The organism is Crossiella sp. NPDC003009, assembly GCF_053591555.1.
Window position 1 is genome coordinate 1 of the sequence record NZ_JBSFUA010000004.1, and the last position, 19226, is coordinate 19226.

At 70.7% G+C, this 19226-nt stretch carries 17 protein-coding genes; 10 read left to right on the forward strand and 7 right to left on the reverse strand.

Annotation, left to right across the window (positions count from 1 at the left end; translation table 11 throughout):
- Nucleotides 1-281: 281 nt before the first annotated feature.
- Nucleotides 282-770, reverse strand: a complete 489-nt coding sequence (locus ACWDY5_RS05995) for a VOC family protein (RefSeq protein ID WP_283663155.1) — start codon at nt 768-770, stop codon at nt 282-284.
- A 312-nt stretch (nt 771-1082) separates the two neighbouring features.
- Between ACWDY5_RS05995 and mtrA the strand changes: the two genes are divergently transcribed.
- The 6 genes from mtrA (at nt 1083) to secA (ending at nt 10135) form a co-directional block, all read left to right on the forward strand.
- Nucleotides 1083-1760 (forward strand): MtrAB system response regulator MtrA, encoded by a 678-nt coding sequence (mtrA, locus tag ACWDY5_RS06000; protein ID WP_283663156.1) that lies wholly within the window; start codon nt 1083-1085, stop codon nt 1758-1760.
- 34 nt (nt 1761-1794) lie between these two features.
- Nucleotides 1795-3489 (forward strand): MtrAB system histidine kinase MtrB, encoded by a 1695-nt coding sequence (gene mtrB / locus ACWDY5_RS06005; RefSeq protein ID WP_449721179.1) that lies wholly within the window; start codon nt 1795-1797, stop codon nt 3487-3489.
- Nucleotides 3486-5204, forward strand: a complete 1719-nt coding sequence (locus ACWDY5_RS06010) for an LpqB family beta-propeller domain-containing protein (RefSeq protein ID WP_449721180.1) — start codon at nt 3486-3488, stop codon at nt 5202-5204. Before mtrB ends, ACWDY5_RS06010 begins: the two co-directional genes overlap by 4 nt.
- A gap of 75 nt (nt 5205-5279) precedes the next feature.
- Nucleotides 5280-6101 carry a ComF family protein gene (locus ACWDY5_RS06015; protein ID WP_449721181.1) on the forward strand — a complete coding sequence of 274 codons (822 nt, stop codon included), beginning with the start codon at nt 5280-5282 and terminating at the stop codon, nt 6099-6101.
- 298 nt (nt 6102-6399) lie between these two features.
- Nucleotides 6400-7083 carry a ribosome hibernation-promoting factor, HPF/YfiA family gene (gene hpf, locus ACWDY5_RS06020; RefSeq protein WP_449721182.1) on the forward strand — a complete coding sequence of 228 codons (684 nt, stop codon included), beginning with the start codon at nt 6400-6402 and terminating at the stop codon, nt 7081-7083.
- A 241-nt stretch (nt 7084-7324) separates the two neighbouring features.
- On the forward strand, nt 7325-10135 hold the full coding sequence (gene secA / locus ACWDY5_RS06025) for a preprotein translocase subunit SecA (protein ID WP_449721183.1): 2811 nt from the start codon (nt 7325-7327) through the stop codon (nt 10133-10135).
- A 113-nt stretch (nt 10136-10248) separates the two neighbouring features.
- Here the strand turns inward: secA and ACWDY5_RS06030 are convergent, their stop codons facing one another.
- A complete protein-coding gene (locus tag ACWDY5_RS06030; RefSeq protein ID WP_449721184.1) occupies nt 10249-10671 on the reverse strand; it encodes an Rv3235 family protein in 423 nt (140 codons plus the stop codon).
- A gap of 69 nt (nt 10672-10740) precedes the next feature.
- Here ACWDY5_RS06030 and ACWDY5_RS06035 point away from each other — a divergent pair, with 69 nt between their 5' ends.
- Nucleotides 10741-11160 (forward strand): HAD-IA family hydrolase, encoded by a 420-nt coding sequence (locus tag ACWDY5_RS06035; protein WP_449721185.1) that lies wholly within the window; start codon nt 10741-10743, stop codon nt 11158-11160.
- On the opposite strand, the gene ACWDY5_RS06040 is transcribed toward ACWDY5_RS06035, so the two are convergent.
- On the reverse strand, nt 11149-11778 hold the full coding sequence (locus ACWDY5_RS06040; RefSeq protein ID WP_449721186.1) for a hypothetical protein: 630 nt from the start codon (nt 11776-11778) through the stop codon (nt 11149-11151). The genes ACWDY5_RS06035 and ACWDY5_RS06040 overlap by 12 nt on opposite strands.
- Nucleotides 11779-11799: 21 nt before the next feature.
- Nucleotides 11800-12558, reverse strand: a complete 759-nt coding sequence (locus ACWDY5_RS06045) for a TrmH family RNA methyltransferase (RefSeq protein WP_252484254.1) — start codon at nt 12556-12558, stop codon at nt 11800-11802.
- A 75-nt stretch (nt 12559-12633) separates the two neighbouring features.
- Between ACWDY5_RS06045 and ACWDY5_RS06050 the strand changes: the two genes are divergently transcribed.
- From ACWDY5_RS06050 to pruA, 3 genes are all read left to right on the forward strand, one after another.
- The gene (locus tag ACWDY5_RS06050) at nt 12634-14046 is read left to right on the forward strand and encodes a WS/DGAT/MGAT family O-acyltransferase (protein WP_449721187.1); all 1413 of its coding nucleotides are present in this window, start codon (nt 12634-12636) and stop codon (nt 14044-14046) included.
- Entirely contained in the window at nt 14043-14546 is a 504-nt protein-coding gene (locus ACWDY5_RS06055) for a DUF6912 family protein (RefSeq protein WP_449721188.1), read from the forward strand. Before ACWDY5_RS06050 ends, ACWDY5_RS06055 begins: the two co-directional genes overlap by 4 nt.
- Nucleotides 14547-14663: 117 nt before the next feature.
- The gene (gene pruA / locus ACWDY5_RS06060; protein ID WP_283663166.1) at nt 14664-16292 is read left to right on the forward strand and encodes an L-glutamate gamma-semialdehyde dehydrogenase; all 1629 of its coding nucleotides are present in this window, start codon (nt 14664-14666) and stop codon (nt 16290-16292) included.
- A gap of 60 nt (nt 16293-16352) precedes the next feature.
- Here the strand turns inward: pruA and ACWDY5_RS06065 are convergent, their stop codons facing one another.
- The 3 genes from ACWDY5_RS06065 to rsgA all read right to left on the reverse strand — a co-directional run bounded on the left by ACWDY5_RS06065 (nt 16353) and on the right by rsgA (nt 19226).
- The gene (locus tag ACWDY5_RS06065; RefSeq protein ID WP_449721189.1) at nt 16353-17180 is read right to left on the reverse strand and encodes a hypothetical protein; all 828 of its coding nucleotides are present in this window, start codon (nt 17178-17180) and stop codon (nt 16353-16355) included.
- 31 nt (nt 17181-17211) lie between these two features.
- Nucleotides 17212-17991: a hypothetical protein gene (locus ACWDY5_RS06070; RefSeq protein ID WP_449721190.1), complete on the reverse strand. Its 780-nt coding sequence runs from the start codon at nt 17989-17991 to the stop codon at nt 17212-17214.
- 218 nt (nt 17992-18209) lie between these two features.
- Entirely contained in the window at nt 18210-19226 is a 1017-nt protein-coding gene (gene rsgA / locus ACWDY5_RS06075) for a ribosome small subunit-dependent GTPase A (RefSeq protein ID WP_449721191.1), read from the reverse strand.

The window sequence follows — 19226 nt, forward strand, 5'->3', positions numbered from 1 at the left end:
CGTCGCCCCCCCCCCCGCCCCCCCCTCCCCTCGGCGGCGGCCCGGCCCCCCCCCCCCCACGACGCGAAAAAATCAGACCCGTCGCCTGGTCAAGAGCCCGGCGTGTCGCTGGCGCGCCACGCCTCTTTCGCGAAAAGTTGGCCGGTGGGTGAAGCTGCGCGAGCCGTGCCCCGTCCGGTCCCGGCCTGTCAGCCCTGGCTCGGCCCTGGCTGGCCTGCCCTAGCTCCGGTCCCGCCCCGGCCCTGATCTGCCCTGCGCTCGCCCCTTCCCCCTCGCTCCCGCTAGAGCGCGCCTACCAGGTCGCCACCCCATCGGGTGATTTCCTGGTCCAGGTCCAGGGGGAGGGTTTTGGGGTGGGCTCGCATGTCTTCGGTGACCTTGGCCAGGGGGACCAGCCAGGAGACCTCGAACTCCAGGCCGTCCGGGTCCTTGGCGTAGAGGGCCTTGGTGGTGATGTGGTCCGAGGCGCCGACCAGGGCTCCTGCCGCGCGCAGGCGCTCCGCGTAGTCGGCCAGCTCGGTGAGCGTGTTCACCGACCAGGCCAGGTGGTAGAGGCCCACGCTGGTGCGGCCCGCGGTGGACGGGCCGGCGTGGTCGCCGATCTGGAACAGGCCCAGGTCGTGGTCGTTGTCCGACTCGGGTGCCTGCAGGAAGGCCGCGCCAGGGAGCTGGTGCACCACTCGGAAACCGAGTACGTCCTGGTAGAAGGCCTGGCTGCGGGTCACGTCGCGGACGTAGAGGACTGCGTGGTTGAGACGCCGGATGGCCATCAGAGTTCCCTCCACTGGTAGTTCAAACTTCAACTTACTCCCTGAAGGGTTGACAAAGTTGACTCGATTGGTCGCAAATCGGTAACGCGGGGCAATGGGCGAGCGCTGTAGGCGGTGAGCGGCAACGATGCCGGGCCCGTCGGGCGGGAGGTCGTGATGGACAGGCATACGCGAATAACTCTGGGTAACCGTCCGATCGGGCAGTCGATCGGCCTGTCGGAAGGTCGGTCGATAACGAACGGGTCTGCAAACGGCGGCAATGGTCAACGGGTGGTTCGCACCCGGGTAGCGGGCAGTGGAAACATGTGGCCAATGAAGGCGCGCGTACTCGTGGTGGATGACGACCCTGCGCTGGCGGAGATGTTGACCATCGTGCTCCGCGGGGAAGGCTTCGACACCGCCGTCGTCGGGGACGGGACGCGGGCACTGCCCGCACTCCGCGAGCTCAAACCGGACCTTGTCCTGCTGGACCTGATGCTGCCAGGAATGAACGGCATCGACGTCTGCAAGGCCATCAGGTCCGAGTCGGGCATCCCCATCGTCATGCTCACAGCCAAGAGCGACACCGTGGACATCGTCCTCGGCCTGGAGTCCGGGGCCGACGACTACGTGGTGAAGCCGTTCAAGCCGAAGGAGCTGGTCGCGCGGATCCGGGCCAGGCTTCGCAGGACCGAGGCCGAACCGGCCGAGGTGCTCTCCATCGGCGATCTGACCATCGACGTGCCAGGCCACGAGGTCACCAGGGAGGGGAAGGCCATCCAGCTGACCCCGCTGGAGTTCGACCTGTTGGTCGCGCTGGCCCGCAAGCCGCGCCAGGTGTTCACCCGCGAGGTGCTCCTGGAACAGGTGTGGGGTTATCGGCACGCGGCGGACACCAGGCTGGTGAACGTGCACGTCCAGCGACTGCGCTCGAAGGTGGAGAAGGACCCGGAACGCCCGGAGGTCGTGCTGACCGTCCGCGGCGTGGGGTACAAGGCCGGTCCGCCGTGAGGCGTGCCGCCGGGACCGTCCTGTGTGGACGGTCGTGACGGCCCTCCAACGTCGGTTCCCGACCCTGGTCCGCAGGTGCAAGCGCCTGGCGTACCAGGGTCGGCGACGCTGGCTGGCCTTCGCCGCGCTGTGGCGACGTTCGCTGCAGCTGCGGGTCGTGGTGAGTACCCTCGCGCTGTCCTCCGCCGTGGTGTTCGTGCTGGGCATCGTGCTGCAGACCCAGGTCACCGACCGGCTGATGAACGCCAAGGAGAACGCGGCGATCGCGCAGGCCTTCCGCAGCGCCGAGGTGGTGCAGCGGGAGCTGCTGGCGGTCGACCCGGCCAACACCGAGCTGCTCGGGCAGCGGCTGGCCAGCGCGCTGACCAAACTGACCAGCCCTTCGCTGGAACGCGACGTGGCCAACCCGGCCGCTGGCGCCTTCGAGCCGGTGCTGGTCGACGGCGCCGCGCCGGTCGCGCCTGGCGCGCGGCCCGCCTATGCCGGGCAGATCAACGACGTGCCCAGCCGGCTGCGCGACGTCGTCCAGCAGGACGGCAAGGCCACCCAGATCAGCACGGTGACCAGGGACTCCGGCCGGGTCACCCTGCTCGTGGTCGGCCTGCCGGTGGCCAGCGCGGGCCGCGCGCTCCAGCTCTACCTGCTCTTCCCGCTCACCGCCGAGCAGCGCACCGTCGCGGTGGTGCAGTCCACCCTGGGCATCGGCGGCCTGGTGCTGCTGTTCCTGCTGGCCGGCATCACCAACCTGGTGACCAGGCAGGTGGTCCGCCCGGTGCGGCAGGCCGCCGAGGTCGCCGAGCGCTTCGCCGACGGCAAGCTGGACGAGCGCATGCACGCCATCGGCGAGGACGACGTGGCCAGGCTGGCCGACTCCTTCAACGAGATGGCCGCCAGCCTGCAACGCCAGATCCAGCAGCTGGAGGAGTTCGGCCAGCTCCAGCGCCGGTTCACCTCCGACGTCTCGCACGAGCTGCGCACCCCGCTGACCACGGTCCGGATGGCCGCCGACGTGCTGCACGCCTCCCGCGAGCAGTTCCCGCAGGGCCTGGCCCGCTCCACCGAGCTGCTGGTCGCCGAGCTGGACCGGTTCGAGGCGCTGCTGGCCGACCTGCTGGAGATCAGCCGCCTGGACGCCGGGGTCGCCGACCTGTCCGTGGACGCCATGGACGTGCGCAGCATCGTGCAGCGCGCGGTCGACTCGGTCCGGGTGATCTCCGGCAAGGCCGGGGTGCCGGTCGAGCTGTACCTGCCTGCCGAGGAGGTCACCGCCGAGGTGGACGCGCGCAGGCTGGAACGCATCCTGCGCAACCTGCTGGCCAACGCGATCGACCACGGCGAGGGCCGCCCGGTCCAGCTGCAGCTGGCCGCCGACCGGAACGCGATCGCCTTCACCGTGCGGGACTTCGGGGTCGGCCTGCGACCGGGCGAGGCCGAGCTGGTGTTCACCCGCTTCTGGCGCGCCGACCCCTCGCGGGACCGGCAGACCGGCGGAACCGGACTCGGGTTGTCGATCAGCATCGAGGACGCGCACCTGCACGGTGGCAGACTGGAGGCGTGGGGTGAGCTGGGCGAGGGCGCCTGCTTCCGGCTGACGCTGCCCCGCAGGCAGGACATCGAGCTGCACAGCGGCAGCCCGCTGCCACTGCCCCCGCCGCTGCCCGGCGGTGGCCGTCCGCAGGCGGTCGCGGCGGCCTTGGGCCGCGGAGGAGACGAGGACCAGCGCGAATGACCCGGCGACTGCTGGCGCTGTGCGCCATCGGCGGCGTGCTGCTGAGCACCGGTTGCGCCGCCATCCCCGAGTACACCGCGCCCAAACCGCTCAGCACCGCCACCGGGGACATCACCCGCACCTCCACGCCTGCCGGTCCGCAGGGCGGCGAGGACCCGGCCAACCTGGTCCGCAACTTCATCGGCGCCTCCGGCAAGCCGGAGGGCAGCAGGGCCGAGGCCAGGCAGTACCTGGTGCCGCCGCTGGACAAGTCCTGGGACGCCAACCGGCAGCTGACCGTCATCGAGGACAACTTCAACACCCAGGTGACCACCGACGGCGGGGTCGGCGACACCCAGACGGTGACCGTGCGCGGCCGCCGGATCGGCCAGCTCGGCACGGACAACGCCTTCGTGCCCGGTCAGGAGCCACTGGACCTCGAACTGCCGGTGAAGGTGGCCAAGCAGAAGGACGGCCAGTGGCGGATCCAGGAGCCGCCGGCGGAGATCCTGGTCGCCCGCACCGACATGGACGCCAACTACAAGCAGGTCCGGCTGGCCTTCTTCGACCCCAGCGGCACCTCGATCGTCCGGGACGCCCGCTACCTGCCGCTGCGCCCGAACAACACCCTGCCGCAGCGCACCATGGAGCTGCTGATCGGCGGCCCATCGGCCGCGCTGCGCACCGCCGTGCGCAGCGCGCTGCCCGGCGGGGTGAACCTGGACACCAACGTCACCGAGGACAACCAGGGCGCGATGTCGGTCAACCTGACCGGGCTCAACGAGGTGTCCAAGGAGGACCGGCAGCTGGTCGCCGCGCAGGTGGTGCTCTCCCTGCAGTCGGTGTCCAACAACCGGATCAAGCTGCAGAGCGACGGCGTGTCCATGATCCCGGACAAGCAGGAGTGGCGCCCCGGCGACGTGTCCAAGTACGAGCACAACTTCACGCTGAGCCCGGAGACCAACTACCTGGCCGTGGTCAACGGCGCGGTCCGGTACCTGCCCGGCGGCGAGCCGTTCCCCGGCCCGGCGGGCGGCGGCGAGCTGTCCGTGGTGACCGCGGCCCAGTCGCCCAAGGGGGACCGGCTGGCCGTGGTGGCCCGCTCCGGCGACAACGTGGCGCTGCGGGTGGGCGCGCCGACCGCGCTGCGCCAGGTGAGCCTGCCTGCCAACGAGCTGACCAGGCCGACCTGGCGGCCGGAGGGCCCTGAGCTGTGGACGGTGGTCGACCACAGCACGGTCATGCGGGTGGTGGAGTCCGGCGGGGTCTGGAAGCCGCAGCGGGTCAGCGCGGACGAGCTGACCAAGCTGGGGCCGGTCACCGACCTGCGGCTGTCCAGGGACGGCATCCGGATCGCGGCGGTGGCCGACGGCAGGCTGGTGGTCGGCTCGGTGGTCAAGGAGGGCGAGACCACCGCGATCCGCGCGGTCCGCCAGGTGGCCGCCGGGGCGCTGCCCAACGTGGTCGGCGTGGACTGGTGGCAGGCCGACCAGATGGTGGTGGCCACCGGCGGCAGCTCAGGGCAGGTGCTGCGGGTGCAGGCCGACGGGCAGTCCTGGGAACGGTTCCAGTCCACCAACCTTTCGCCCGGGTTCACCGCGATCACCGCCGCGCCCGGCCGCAACATCGTGGTCGCGGACCGGCGCGGGCTGTGGCAGTCCCAGGGACCGGATGAGCTGTGGAGCCAGGTCTCACCGAGCCTGCCCTTCGACGTGGTCCCGTTCTACCCCGGCTGACCTGCGGTTTGGGGACAACCAGCGCCCTGTGGACAGCGCGCCCCACGGCTCGGTGATCTGGCGCAGGCTGAACGGGTGCTCACCGCCCTGCTCGACCTCCTGCTGCCCCGCGTGTGCGCGGGCTGCCGCCGCACCGGCACGCCGTGGTGCCTGCCCTGCCGGGCCCGCTTCGCTGGCCTGTACCGGGTGCGGCTCGGCCTGCCCCGGCTGCCGCCCGTGCACGTGGTGGCGGAATATTCCGGCTCGGCCAGGGCCACCGTGCTGGCCTACAAGGAACGCCGCAGGCGCGACCTGGCCGCCGGGCTGGGGGCCGCGCTGGCCGCCGCGATACCCCGGCTGCCCCGCGGCAGCCCGGATTCCGAGGGCCACTGGTGGCTGGTGCCCGCACCCTCCCGGAGTGCGGCGGCCAGGGCAAGGGGTGGCTCGCACATGCTCAGGCTCACCGCGAGCATCGCCACGCACCTCGAACGAGCGAGCGCACTCCCCATCCTGGGACTCGACAGAACGGCAACAGACTCTGTTGGGCTCAGGCCGGATGAGCGGTTGGCCAACCTGCGGAACCGGGTACACCTGAGCGGGCGATGGTCCCCACCGCCAGGCACGCCGGTGCTGCTCGTTGACGACGTTGTCACCACCGGCGCGACCGCGGCCGTCTGCACCGGCGTGCTGCGCGCCGCGGGGTTGCGGGTGACCGGGCTGCTCGCCCTGACCGGACCGCCCGGCCGCCTTGAACCAGAGCTGGACCCCAAGAAAACACTGAGAAAAACCAGCAGGTCGGCGGGTCGCGGAACCTCTGGACGGGGTGAGCCGTTTGCGGAGTATGAGCCCGAGGAACCCCCCGTTCGGAGCACTGGGACTTCAGACAACGGTCTGCAATCCCATCCCCCGATCGAGTGATGGTGAGGAGGGTTTGGCGATCACCTGGGTGATCTTCGAGCACCACCGCTGGCCAGCTCTGGCCCCTGTTTGGTCGCGCACAGTCACGGCGTGCGGGGGATTGACGTCCTCCGTACAGGGGGCTGTTGCCTTCGGGGAACCAGGGCTAACGTGCTCCGCTATCAGCGACTCCGGGCTTGGGGAGGAGGCGAACAGCCCATGGACCTGGCGCCGGCAGGGAGCTGACAACCTCCGTCAGTTATCGGCGCCGCAATGACCGCTTTTCTGGCAACACCGCGCGACGCAAGGGAGGTCGTGTATGGACATCGTCGTCAAGGGCCGTAACGTCGAGGTGCCTGATCACTACCGGGAGCACGTTGCCGACAAGCTCTCCCGGCTCGGACGTTACGACAGGAAAGTTATCAGCTTCGACGTCGAGCTCTTCCACGAGCCCAACCGCAGGCAGATGAAGAACTGTCAGCGGGTAGAGATTACCGGTAAGGGTCGAGGCCCTGTCATCCGGGCCGAAGCATGCGCGGGCGACTTCTACGCCGCCCTCGACGCCGCCGTGAGCAAGCTGGAAGGCAGGCTCCGCAAAGCCCACGACCGCCGCCGTGTGCACCACGGCAGGCACGCCCCGAAGTCCGTGGCCGAGGCGACCGCGGCCACCGCCGCCACCCTCGTGCACGAGATCGACCATTCCGCCGGAAACGGCCAGGCGCAGCGGTCCAGGACCGCGCTGCTGGAGGCCACCGACCTCCCCTCCGGCGACGCCCAGGTGCCTGAGCAGCGCTGGGACAGCGACCAGTACGAGGAGTACCTGCCAGGACGCGTGGTCAGGGAAAAGGAGCACCCGGCCAAGCCCATGACCGTCGACCAGGCCCTCTACGAGATGGAACTGGTCGGACACGACTTCTACCTGTTCGCCTGCGCCGACAGCGGACGACCGAGCGTCGTCTACCGCCGTCGCGGCTTCGACTACGGCGTCATCCGCCTCGCCTGACCTCCCTCCCCAACTCCGCCAGCCATCCGATGGCCCCCGTTCGGCTGAACGCCGCACGGGGGCCATCCGTTGTCTACCGACGGGCGGAGGTCGTCGAACACCGTATTGGCGCACTCTGGGCAGGCTGCCGGGTTTCTGGTTTTCTGGAGTTCATGGCAGCCGGTGTTGGCTGGTTGCCTACGATGACATCAAGGCGTCCTGTCCAGGGGCGCATCCGATCAGCTAGTGAGGTCGACCTCGGATGGTCCTGTCCCGACTGCTCCGCGCCGGCGAAGGCAAGACGCTCAAGCGGCTCCGCTCGATCGCGACACACATCGACTCCCTGGAGGACGATGTCGTCGACCTGTCCGACGCCGAGCTGCGGGGGAAGACCGAGGAGTTCAAAAAACGCCACGCCGACGGCGAGTCCCTGGACGAGCTGCTCCCGGAGGCCTTCGCGGTCGCCCGTGAAGCAGCCAAGCGGGTGCTCGGCCAGCGGCACTACACCGTCCAGCTCATGGGCGGCGCGGCGCTGCACCTCGGCCAGATCTCGGAGATGAAGACCGGTGAGGGCAAGACCCTGACCTGTGTGCCACCCGCCTATCTCAACGCCATCGCGGGCAAGGGTGTGCACGTGGTCACGGTCAACGACTACCTGGCCAAGCGCGACGCGGAGTGGATGGGCCGCGTGCACCGCTTCCTCGGCCTGGAGGTCGGCGCGATCCTGTCCTCGATGACCCCGGACCAGCGCCGGACCGCCTACCACGCGGACATCACCTACGGCACGAACAACGAGTTCGGCTTCGACTACCTGCGCGACAACATGGCCTGGAGCCTGGAGGAGTGCGTCCAGCGCGGCCACAACTACGCCATCGTCGACGAGGTGGACTCCATCCTGGTCGACGAGGCCAGGACGCCGCTGATCATCTCCGGCCCGGCTGACCAGTCCTCGCGCTGGTACCAGGAGTTCGCCCGGATCATCCCGCTGATGAAGAAGGACGTGCACTACGAGGTCGACGAGCGCAAGCGCACCGTCGGCGTCTCGGAGGAGGGCGTCACCTTCGTCGAGGACCAGCTGGGCATCGAGAACCTGTACGAGGCGGCCAACACCCCGCTGGTGGGCTACCTCAACAACGCGATCAAGGCCAAGGAACTCTTCCTGCGCGACAAGGACTACATCGTCCGCGACGGCGAGGTCCTGATCGTGGACGAGTTCACCGGCCGCGTGCTGGCCGGTCGCCGCTACAACGAGGGCATGCACCAGGCCATCGAGGCCAAGGAGAAGGTGGAGATCAAGGCCGAGAACCAGACCCTGGCCACGATCACCCTGCAGAACTACTTCCGCCTCTACGACAAGCTCTCCGGCATGACCGGCACCGCCCAGACCGAGGCGGCCGAGCTGCACCAGATCTACAAGCTCGGCGTGGTGCCCATCCCGACCAACCGGCCGATGCAGCGCAAGGACCAGGGCGACCTGATCTACAAGACCGAGGCGGCCAAGTTCGAGGCGGTCGCCGAGGACATCGCCGAGCGGCACGAGAAGGGCCAGCCGGTGCTGGTCGGCACCACCTCGGTGGAGCGCTCGGAGTACCTGTCCAAGCTGCTGGTGCAGAAGGGCATCCCGCACGAGGTGCTCAACGCCAAGCACCACGAGCGGGAGGCGGCGATCATCGCCCTCGCCGGGCACAAGGGCGCGGTCACGGTGGCCACCAACATGGCCGGTCGAGGCACCGACATCATGCTCGGCGGCAACCCCGAGTTCATGGCCGACATGGAGCTGCGCGCCCGCGGCCTGGATCCGGTGACCACGCCGGAGGAGTACGACAAGCTCTACCCGCAGGCGGTCGAGGAGGCCAAGGAGGCCGTCAAGGCCGAGGCCGAGGAGGTCCGCGACGCGGGCGGGCTGTACGTGCTGGGCACCGAGCGGCACGAGTCCCGCCGCATCGACAACCAGCTGCGTGGCCGCTCCGGCCGTCAGGGCGACCCCGGCGAGTCCCGGTTCTACCTGTCGCTGGGCGATGAGCTGATGCGGCGGTTCAACGCCAGCATGGTCGAGATGGTGATGACCAGGCTGAAGGTGCCGGAGGACGTGCCGATCGAGGCGAAGATGGTCAGCAAGGCCATCCAGAGCGCGCAGACCCAGGTCGAGCAGCAGAACTTCGAGATCCGCAAGAACGTCCTCAAGTACGACGAGGTCATGAACAAGCAGCGCACGGTGATCTACGCCGAGCGCCGCCGGGTGCTGGAGGGCGAGGACCTCCAGGAGCAGATCACCAACATGATCACCGACACGGCGACCGCCTACGTCGAGGGCGCCACCTCCGGCGGCTACTCCGAGGACTGGGACCTCGAGCAGCTGTGGACGGCGCTGAAGACGCTGTACCCGATCTCGCTGGACTGGAAGCAGATCCTTGAGGAGGAAGAGGACCTCGACAAGGAGAAGCTGACCCAGCTGGTCGTCGACGACATCCTCAAGGCCTACCGCGAGCGCGAGGCCGACATCGACAGCCGGGTCGGCGAGGGCGCGATGCGCGAGCTGGAGCGCCGGGTGCTGCTGTCGGTGCTGGACCGCAAGTGGCGCGAGCACCTCTACGAGATGGACTACCTCAAGGAGGGCATCGGCCTGCGCGCGATGGCCCAGCGCGACCCGCTGATCGAGTACCAGCGCGAGGGCTTCGACATGTTCAACGCGATGCTGGACGCGTTGAAGGAGGAGTCGGTCGGCTTCCTGTTCAACCTGCAGGTCGAGGCGGTGGAGCCGGAGGATGCTCCCGGGCAGCAGCCGGAGCCCGAGATCGACAACGGCCCGCCGACCACCATCCTCCCGGTCATCCAGCCGATGGAAGCTCCCGCGGGCCCGGCGATGAGCCAGCTCGACGCGGGCAACCAGATCCCGCCCGCCCTGCGCGGCAAGGGACTCGGCGGCCCCGGTCAGCAGCACCTGACCTACTCCGGCCCGGCCGAGGACGGCGGCGTGGAGTCCCACGGCGACGCTGAGGACGACGACCAGGGCGGCACCCGCCGCGAACGCCGCGCCGCCGCCCGCGCCGCCAACAAGAAGCGCCGCCGGTAACGCCCAGCCGACGCCGGCAGGCCGCGACCGCGGCCGACCGGCCCGGCAAGCGCTGACCCGAACCGCACGCGGCACCCGGTCCCCACCAGGACCGGGTGCCGCGTTCGTCTTGCTCACAACAGCGCCAGCGCGGTGGCCAGCCACTCCTCCCCGCGCCGCTCCAGCCGTCCCGCGATCGCCCGCACCCGCCCGCCACCGGAGGCCGTTCCGTTGGCCTCGATCACCTGCCACACCGGCGAGCTCACGTGCACCGTCCGCAGCCGGTAGCTCACCGGGCCCCGGTGTGGCCGGGCCAGGAACGCCTCGAACACCCGCCTGCTCACCATCGGCCGCAGCTGCCACAGCGGCCGGTGCCCGCCCAGCACCTCCAGCGCCACCACGAACAACCGCCACACCATCTCCCGCCGGGGATCCGGCGGCGGTGGCGCGGGCCGCCACAGGTCAAGGGCCAGCTGGCTCGCGTCGTGGAAGCGGGGCGCCGGGATCACCCGGTCCAGCCGGTGCAGCCGGGGCCGCGGCAGTTGCTCGCATCGCATGCCGAACAGAGCGGACCGGGCGGCCCGGGATACCGGGAGCACCCGGCAAGGTGATTTAGGGTGACCCGCGTGGACCTTGTCGCACTGCTCGTCGACTACGGCGGCGTGCTCACCGACTGGGGCGACGACCCCGCCGCCGCCGAACCCCCGCTCTTCGGCGTGCTGCGCAGGGCACGGGCGGCCGGGCTGCGGACCGCCTTGCTGTCCAACGCCGAGGGGCCGGGGCCGGATCCGGACAGCCCGTTCGGCGCGCTGTTCGACGCCATGGTGCTCTCCGGCGAGGTGGGCATCGCCAAACCGGACGAGCGGGTCTACCGGCTGACCGCGGACCGGCTGGGGCTCGAGCCCGGTCAGTGCGTGTTCGTGGACGACCTGCGGGTCAACGTGCGCGCGGCCGCGGCCACCGGCATGGTCGGCGTGCACCACACCACCGTGGCCGGCACCGTGGCGGAGCTGGAAACCCTGTTCGGCCGCGAGCTAGGCGGGTAGGCGGCCCAGTGCCGCCTTGGCCGCGTCGATGAGCTTCTGGTCGTCGGCGATGACCGTCTTCAGCCTGATCTCCACCAGGTACTTCTCGGTGGCCACGTAGATCGTGCCGCCGTCGGGGATCTGCGCGGCCGGGTGGTAGACCGCGGACAGGCCGACGCCCTCCAGCTTGCGGCTGATCAGGACGTTCTGGTTGATCCGGTTGATCAGGTCGGGGGTGCTGGGCCCGGCCGAGCCGTAGATGTTGATCCAGCCGCTGTACCGGTCGCCGTCGGCGGCGTCGTAGTAGCAGCTGCGCGCCGGACCCTGGCCCTCCAGCTCGACCACGGCGTTGCGGCCGGTCCGGGTCGGCTTGTCGATCATGGTGGTGAACTCTTCCGCGGTGAGCAGGCACTCGTCCGCGACCACCCCGGTCACCAGCGGCACCGAGCCCAGCGTCTGCGGCGCCACCGAGCCCGCCGGCGCCCGCTGGGTGGGGGTGCCGGTGCGGTTGGTGGGGGAGAGCGCGATGTTGTCCGGCAGCTCCGCGGTGCCGGGGATGACGTTCATGCAGCCCGCCAGCACCGCACCGGCCACGGCCAGCGGGACCAGGGCGGTCAGCAGTTCACGGCTCGCACGCACGGGCCCCACGGTAGGCCAGGCTCAGTGAGATCCCCGTCTGACCAACTCGAAGCAGAGCACGGCCGCGGCGGTGGCCACGTTCAGCGACTCCACCCCGCCGGCCATCGGGATCGACACCCAGCCGTGCACCTGCCGGGAGACCTCCGGCGACAGGCCAGCGGTCTCCCCGCCCATGACGAAGGCGACCCGGCGCGGGAAGTTCGCGGTGAACAGGGTGTCCTTGGCGCCGGCGTCCATGCCGAACAACCGATACCCGGCCGCGCGCAGCTCGCCTGCCGCCTCGCCCGCGGTGGCCGTCTTGAGGATCGGCGCGTGGAAGGCCACTCCGGCCGATGCCTTCACCACCAGCGGGTCGATGCTGGCCACGCCCCGGCGCGGCACCACGATGCCGCCGATCCCGGCCGCGGTGGCCGCGCGCAGGATCATGCCCACGTTGGCCGGGGTGGTGACCCCGTCCAGCAGCAGCACCGAGTCGGGCAGCCGTCCGGCCGAGAGCGCGGCGCTGAGCGGGCGCATCCGGGTGGCGACCACGTCGGCCAGCACACCCTGGTCCTGCTTGCCGTTGCCGGCCAGCACCTTCACCCGCTGCGCGGTGGCCCGCTGCACCGGCACCCCGCGCCTGGCGGCCGCGGCCAGGATCTCCTGGGCGGCCGGACCGCGGGCGTTGTCGGCGAGCATGACCTTGTCGACCTCGAGCCGGTCGTCGGCCAGCGCCTCCAGCACGGGTTTGCGGCCGTAGACGGTGACGAACCGATCTTTCGGGGACACAGCAGGTTGCACGAAGGCACAGGTTACGCGTTCAGCAGATGTGATCACCGGTCCGCTCCTGCCCCTGGGTGTGCCAGGATCGCTGACATGCCCGACCGGTTGTCTGCCCTGGACGCGTCCTTCCTCTACCTGGAGGACTCGACGACGCCCATGCACGTGGGCGGGGTGGCCGTCTTCCGCAGGCCGCGCTCGGGCTTCGACTACGACCGGCTGGTCGGCCTGATCGAGCAGCGGCTCGGCCTGGTGCCGCGCTACCGGCAGCGGGTCACCCAGGTGCCGGGCAGGCTGGCCCGGCCGGTGTGGACCGACGACCCCGACTTCGACATCACCTACCACGTGCGCCGCTCCGCCCTGCCCAAGCCGGGCAGCGAGCACCAGCTGCACGAGCTGGTCGCCAGGCTGATGTCCCGGCCACTGGACCACACCCGCCCGCTGTGGGAGGTCTACCTGGTCGAGGGCCTGGCCAAGAACCGGGCCGCGGTGATCACCAAGACGCACCAGGCGATGGTGGACGGCGCGGGCGCGATCGACCTGACCCAGGTGATCCTGGACGTCTCGCCCTCGCCCCGCAAAGGCGGCGAGGAGCTGTGGATGCCGCAGCCCGAGCCGAGCACCGCGCAGCTGGTGCTGGACGCGATGGCCGAGATAGTGCAGCGACCGGGCGAGCTGGTGGAGAACATGCGGGCGGCCGCGCTGGACGCCGCGGCCACCGTGCGCAAGGTGGGCGACGCGGTCGGCGGCCTGGCCTCCGCGCTGGGCACCGCCTACCGCCCGGCCCCCGGCAGCCCGCTGAACTCCCGGATCGGCACCCAGCGCCGGTACGCGGTGGCCCGCACCCGGCTGGAGGACTACCGCGCGGTGCGCCGCCGTCACGGCGGCACGGTCAACGACGTGATCCTCACCGTGCTGACCGGCGCGCTGCGCACCTGGCTGCTCTCCAGGGGCGAGGCGGTCACCTCCTCCACCACCATCCGCGCCATGGTGCCGCTCTCGATCAGGGAGACCGAGGGCGGCGACAGCGGGGCCGGCAGCGGTGTCGCGGGCAACAAGGTGTCCTCGTACCTGCTGGACCTGCCGGTGGGCGAGCCGAACGCGGTGGTCCGGCTGCACCACGTCAGCCACGCCATGCGCGCGCACCAGGAGTCCGGCCAGTCGGTGGCCGCGGACGCGCTGGTCCGGCTGTCCGGGTTCGCCCCGCCCACCCTGCACGCGCTGGGCGCCCGCGCGGCCAGCTCCTTCTCCCGGCGGATCTTCAACCTGGTGGTGACCAACGTGCCGGGGCCGCAGGTCCCGCTGTATGCCGCGGGAGCGAGGATGATGGAGATGTTCCCGGTCGTCCCGTTGGCGATGAACCAGGCACTGTCCATCGGGGTCACCTCCTACGACGGCGGTGTCTACTTCGGACTCAACGCCGACCGGGACGCCATGTCGGATGTGGACGTGCTCGCGAGCATGGTCGAGGAGTCCTTGGAGGAACTGGTGGGAGCGGTCTCGGCATGAGGGTCTACATCCCGGCGACGGTGCCGATGTTGCGCAAGCTGGTGGAGCAGGGCGAGATCTTCGCGATCGGCCAGACGGCCTTCGCGCTCACCCCGATGCTGCGGGAGTCCTACGCGGCAGGCGACACCGAGGAACTGGAGTACGCGGCGATGACCGAGGCCGGGCGCGCCTCGCTCCGGCTGCTCGCCGCCGAGCTGGAGAACGGGGACAAGCCGCCGCTGCGCCGCGCGGTGATCTCCGCCGACGTGGAGGGCGTCACGCTGCGGCCCGACCTGGACTACGCGGTGGTGAAGCTGCCCGGCGTGGTGCCGCTGTCGGCGGTGGCCGCGGTGCACGTGGACGGGGCCGACGCCGAGGACGCGGTCCGGGACGCCTCCGGCGTGGTGGACGCGGCCGACATGGGCGATCCGGACGCGGAGTTCCTGCTCGGTGAGGCCGAGGACCACGAGCTCCAGTGGTACGCCACCCAGGAGCTGCCGTTCCTGCTGGAACTGATGTAACTGAAACGGGCTACCGGGCGTTCAATCTCACGCCGGGGTGGGCGGTTACCTGCCGGTACGGATGTAAGGATGGGCCGTACCGACCCGTCCCATGTCTGCGCAAGGAGGCGCCACACCATGGACGCCATCACGTCCGTCCCGGCCCCGGTGAACGAGCCCGTTCGCGGCTACGCGCCCGGCTCTCCCGAGCGTGCCTCGCTCCAGCGGCGGATCGCCGAGCTGGAGGCCGAGCAGCTCGAACTGACCATGACCATCGGTGGTCAGCAGCGGATGGCCGGTGGCGAGCAGGTCAAGGTGGTCCAGCCGCACGACCACCAGCACGTGCTGGGCGTCACCGCGCAGGCCACCAAGGACGACGTGGCCGCCGCGGTGCGCGCGGCCAAGGAGGCCGCCCCGGCGTGGCGCGACCTGCCCTTCGACGAGCGGGCCGCGGTGCTGCTGCGCGCCGCCGACCTGCTGGCGGGCCCGTGGCGGGACACCATCAACGCGGCCACCATCCTCGGCCAGTCCAAGTCGGCCCAGCAGGCCGAGATCGACGCCGCCTGCGAGTTCATCGACTTCCTGCGCTTCAACGTGCAGTTCGGCCGCCAGCTGATCGCCGAGCAGCCGATCTCCGCGCCGGGCATGTGGAACCGGTTCGACCACCGCCCGCTGGACGGCTTCACCGTCGCGATCACCCCGTTCAACTTCACCGCCATCGCCGGCAACCTGCCGCTGTCGCCCGCGCTGATGGGCAACACCGTGGTGTGGAAGCCCTCGCCGACCCAGCAGCTGGCCGCGCACCACACCATGCGGCTGCTGGAGGCAGCGGGCCTGCCCGCCGGCGTGATCAACCTGGTCACCGGTGACGGGCACGCGGTGAGCGAGGTCGCGCTGACCGACCCCGAGTTCGCCGGGCTGCACTTCACCGGCTCCACCGCGACCTTCAAGGCGCTGTGGCAGAACATCGCGGGCAACCTGGACAACTACCGCAGCTACCCGCGCCTGGTCGGTGAGACCGGCGGCAAGGACTTCATCGTCGCGCACCCCTCGGCCGATCCGACCGCGGTGGCCGTCGGCGTGGTCCGCGGCGCGTTCGAGTACCAGGGCCAGAAGTGCTCGGCGGCCAGCCGCGCCTACCTGCCGCGCTCGCTGTGGGAGGGCGGCCTGCGCGAGCAGATCGCCGACCTGACCAAGCAGATCACCTACGGCGACGTCACCGACTTCAGCTTCTTCGGCGGCGCGGTGATCGACGCGCGGGCCTTCGCCAAGCACAAGGACGCGCTGGCCAAGGCCGCGGCCGACCCGACCATCGAGGTGCTGGCCGGCGGCACCTGCGACGACTCGGTCGGCTACTTCGTGCAGCCGACGGTGCTGGTCGGCACCGACCCGATGAACGAGGTGTTCACCACCGAGTACTTCGGGCCGATCATCGCGGTGCACGTCTACGAGGACGCCGACTACGCCAAGGTGCTGGAGCTGGCTGACAACTCCACCCCGTACGCGCTCACCGGCGCCGTCTTCGCCACCGACCGCACCGCGATCGAGCAGGCGCACCGGGCGCTGCGCTTCGCGGCGGGCAACTTCTACGTCAACGACAAGCCCACCGGCGCGGTGGTCGGCCAGCAGCCCTTCGGCGGCAGCCGCGGCTCCGGCACCAACGACAAGGCCGGTTCGGTGCTGAACCTGCTGCGCTGGACCAGCCCGCGCTCGATCAAGGAGACCTTCGTGCCGCCGACGGCGACCGGGTACCCGCACATGGGCTGAGCCCCCACAACGACGAACGGCCCGCCGCGATCCGATCGCGGCGGGCCGTTTCGCGTTGTCTCAGCTGGACTGGCCGAGCTGAGCGAGCGGGGGTGCGGCGACGTCCACCGGCTTGCCCCAGTCCTGGAACTTGGCGTCCAGGGTGGTGGTGAACTCGACCTTGCCGGTCTCGGTGGCCCGCCAGCGCAGCGGCAGGTTGTTCGCATCCAGCCAGATCTCGTGCTTCATGGCGTTCCGGTTGAGCTTGACCTTCGACTCCAGACTGGCCTTGGCCTGCTTGTCCGAGGTCGCCGCGGCGGCCTTGGCGTAGTCGACGGTGACCGTGTAGCGGGTGGCGGCCACGCCGTCGACCGGCTCGGCGGCCGAGGAGTCGAGCTGCCCGGCCGCGGCGAAGTGCACGATGCCCCGGCTTGGATCGCTCAGCTCGGTCAACTTCAGCACGACCACCGACATGATCTTCGAGAAGGAGTCCTCGCTGTCGGGTTTGATCAGCCGCCACGGCTTGCCGGGGGTCTCCTCCTCCTGGTCCGGACTGTTCAGGTACCACTCCGTGGGCAGCCGCACGACCGTCATGGTCTTGCCTTCCTCCTTGGCGACCATCGCGGAGGAGACCCGGCCGCCGCTCTCGAAGAGGAGCTGGGTCTTGGTCTCGGTCGCCTTGTCGGGCTTACGCGAGTCGGTGGCCGCGACGCTGAGGTGGACCGTCTTCTTCGCCAGCATGGCCGCGTTGACCGCGGTGGCGAGCTCGGCCGGGCTGGCCAGCTTGGCCGCTGCGGCCGAGCTTGAGGTGGGCGCGGGGGACTGGGCGGCGGGCGAGCCACCGGAGCAGGCGGCGAGCGCGGTCAGGGTGAGGGCGCTCGCGGCTGCCGCGAGCAGGGTGGTGCGCATGGGGTGTCCTTCGGTGGTTTTTGTGACCGGGTCAGCGGATCTGGTTCGCGGGCGGGGCCGCGATCTCGACCGGCTTGCCCCAGTCCTGGTACTGGATGTCCGTGGTGGCCGGCGTGCTGCCCTCGCGGGTCTGCTGCACCCACCAGCGCACCGGCAGGTGGTCGGCGTCCAGCCAGACCTCGTGCTTGGCGGTGGTCCAGCCCTTGTCGGCCCGGTCGGTCAGCCGGGCCTTGGCGGTCCGGTCGGTGGTCGCCTCGGCGGCCCGGCGCAGGTCGACGGTGAAGGTGTACTTGACCGTGCGCCTGCGGTTCAGCTCGTCGTCAGCGGCGCTGTCCAGCGTGCCGATCGAGCCCAGCAGGCCGAGCTGCCTGCTCGGCTCGGTCAGCCAGGACATGCCGCGCTTCAGCGGCTCAGCGGTGTAGGCCAGCTCGGGGTCGTCGTCGCCGCGGGCCTGGAGCCACGGCTGCGACTGGTGGTCCTCGGCGCTCTCCTTGGACCAGACGAACGTGCCCTCCGGCACCGTGACCACGGTGAACGGCCAGGGGGTCGCCTCGGCGGCGAAGTAGGAGTCCACCTGCCCGCCGGGCGCCAGCCGGAGCCGGCCCTGGTACCGCACGCTGAACTTGGCGCTGTCCGGGTCGATGAACACACCGTGGTGGCTCGCCGTCTTCTTGGCCAGCATCGCGCCGTTGACCTTGGCCGCGAACTCCGCGACATTGCCGATCTTGGGCAGTCCGGCCGGCGCGGGCGGGGCGCTCGTGCAGCCGGTCAGCAGAAATGCGCCCGCGACGGCGAGCAGCAGTGGACGCATCCGTGTTCCCCCCAGAAGACTGTGCCGGGCGCGCAGTACGACGCCACGACGTCCCCCCTGGTCGTCGCAGGCGCCGTACCGCTGCCCTCCCCCCAGCAGCCGACCGGTTACGGCCGGCGAGCCTGCTGGTGTTCCCCCTGGAGAAGAACCTAAAGAAACCCGCTGACGCCTCGCTGTCGCCGAACTAGCCGCCGCGTTAGCCGGTCGGTTAGCTCGGGTCAGTCGGCCAGTTCGTCCTTGCCCGCGCGGGAGACCAGCAGCCTGCGTAGCGAGACGATCCGGTCCGCGGTCGGCCCGCCCTGCGCGAGCAGGGTCTCCAGCGCGCAGTCCGGGTCGGCAGGCGGGCCGAGGTGGCCGCAGTTGACCGGGCACTCCTCGGCCGTCGCGGCCAGGTCGTCGAAGTGCTTGACCAGGTCGTCCGGCTTGACGTGGGCCAGGCCGAAGGAGCGGATGCCGGGGGTGTCGATCACCCAGCCGCCCACCTCCGGCGGCAGCGGCAGGGCCAGCGTGGAGGTCGAGGTGTGCCTGCCCTTGCCGACCCCGCTGACCACGCCGGTGGCCCGGTCCACCCCCGGCAGCAGCTTGTTGACCAGGGTGGACTTGCCCACGCCGGAGTGGCCGACCAGCGCGGAGACCTGTCCGGCCAGCAGCGCGCGCAGCTCGGCCGGCTCCTCGTCGAAGCGGGTGACCACCACCCGCAGGTCCAGCCCGGAGTAGGCGGCGAGCAGGGCTTCCGCCCCGGCCAGGTCGGCCTTGGTCAGGCACAGCACCGGGTCCAGCTTGCCCGCGTAGGCGGCGACCAGGCAGCGGTCGATGAAGCCGGGGCGCGGCGGCGGGTCGGCCAGCGCGACCACGATCACCAGCTGGCTGGCGTTGGCCACCACCACCCGCTCGGTGTCGTCGGTGTCGTCGGCGGTGCGGCGCAGCACGCTGCTGCGCTCGCTCACCCGGACGATCCTGGCCAGCGTGTCGGTCTGGCCGGAGGTGTCGCCGACCAGGTCCACCTGGTCACCGACCACGATCGGCGTGCGGCCCAGCTCGCGGGCGCGCATCGCGGTCACCTTGCGGCTGGGATCACCGCCGACCGCGCAGGTCCACCGGCCGCGGTCCACGGTGATCACCATGGCCTGCTCGGCGTCGGCGTGCTTGGGCCGCTGCTTGCTGCGCGGCCGGGTGCCCTTGCCGGGGCGCACCCGCACATCGGACTCGTCCAGGTTGCGCCAGCCCTGCTTCAC

Excerpts from the sequence above, each read along its gene's own strand:
- ACWDY5_RS05995 (WP_283663155.1), bottom strand. The coding sequence starts at position 770 with ATGGCCATCCGGCGTCTCAACCACGCAGTCCTCTACGTCCGCGACGTG.
- mtrA (WP_283663156.1), top strand. The coding sequence starts at position 1,083 with ATGAAGGCGCGCGTACTCGTGGTGGATGACGACCCTGCGCTGGCGGAG.
- ACWDY5_RS06010 (WP_449721180.1), top strand. The coding sequence starts at position 3,486 with ATGACCCGGCGACTGCTGGCGCTGTGCGCCATCGGCGGCGTGCTGCTG.
- hpf (WP_449721182.1), top strand. The coding sequence starts at position 6,400 with ATGGACATCGTCGTCAAGGGCCGTAACGTCGAGGTGCCTGATCACTAC.
- secA (WP_449721183.1), top strand. The coding sequence starts at position 7,325 with ATGGTCCTGTCCCGACTGCTCCGCGCCGGCGAAGGCAAGACGCTCAAG.
- ACWDY5_RS06030 (WP_449721184.1), bottom strand. The coding sequence starts at position 10,671 with ATGCGATGCGAGCAACTGCCGCGGCCCCGGCTGCACCGGCTGGACCGG.
- ACWDY5_RS06050 (WP_449721187.1), top strand. The coding sequence starts at position 12,634 with ATGCCCGACCGGTTGTCTGCCCTGGACGCGTCCTTCCTCTACCTGGAG.
- ACWDY5_RS06055 (WP_449721188.1), top strand. The coding sequence starts at position 14,043 with ATGAGGGTCTACATCCCGGCGACGGTGCCGATGTTGCGCAAGCTGGTG.
- pruA (WP_283663166.1), top strand. The coding sequence starts at position 14,664 with ATGGACGCCATCACGTCCGTCCCGGCCCCGGTGAACGAGCCCGTTCGC.
- ACWDY5_RS06065 (WP_449721189.1), bottom strand. The coding sequence starts at position 17,180 with ATGCGCACCACCCTGCTCGCGGCAGCCGCGAGCGCCCTCACCCTGACC.
- ACWDY5_RS06070 (WP_449721190.1), bottom strand. The coding sequence starts at position 17,991 with ATGCGTCCACTGCTGCTCGCCGTCGCGGGCGCATTTCTGCTGACCGGC.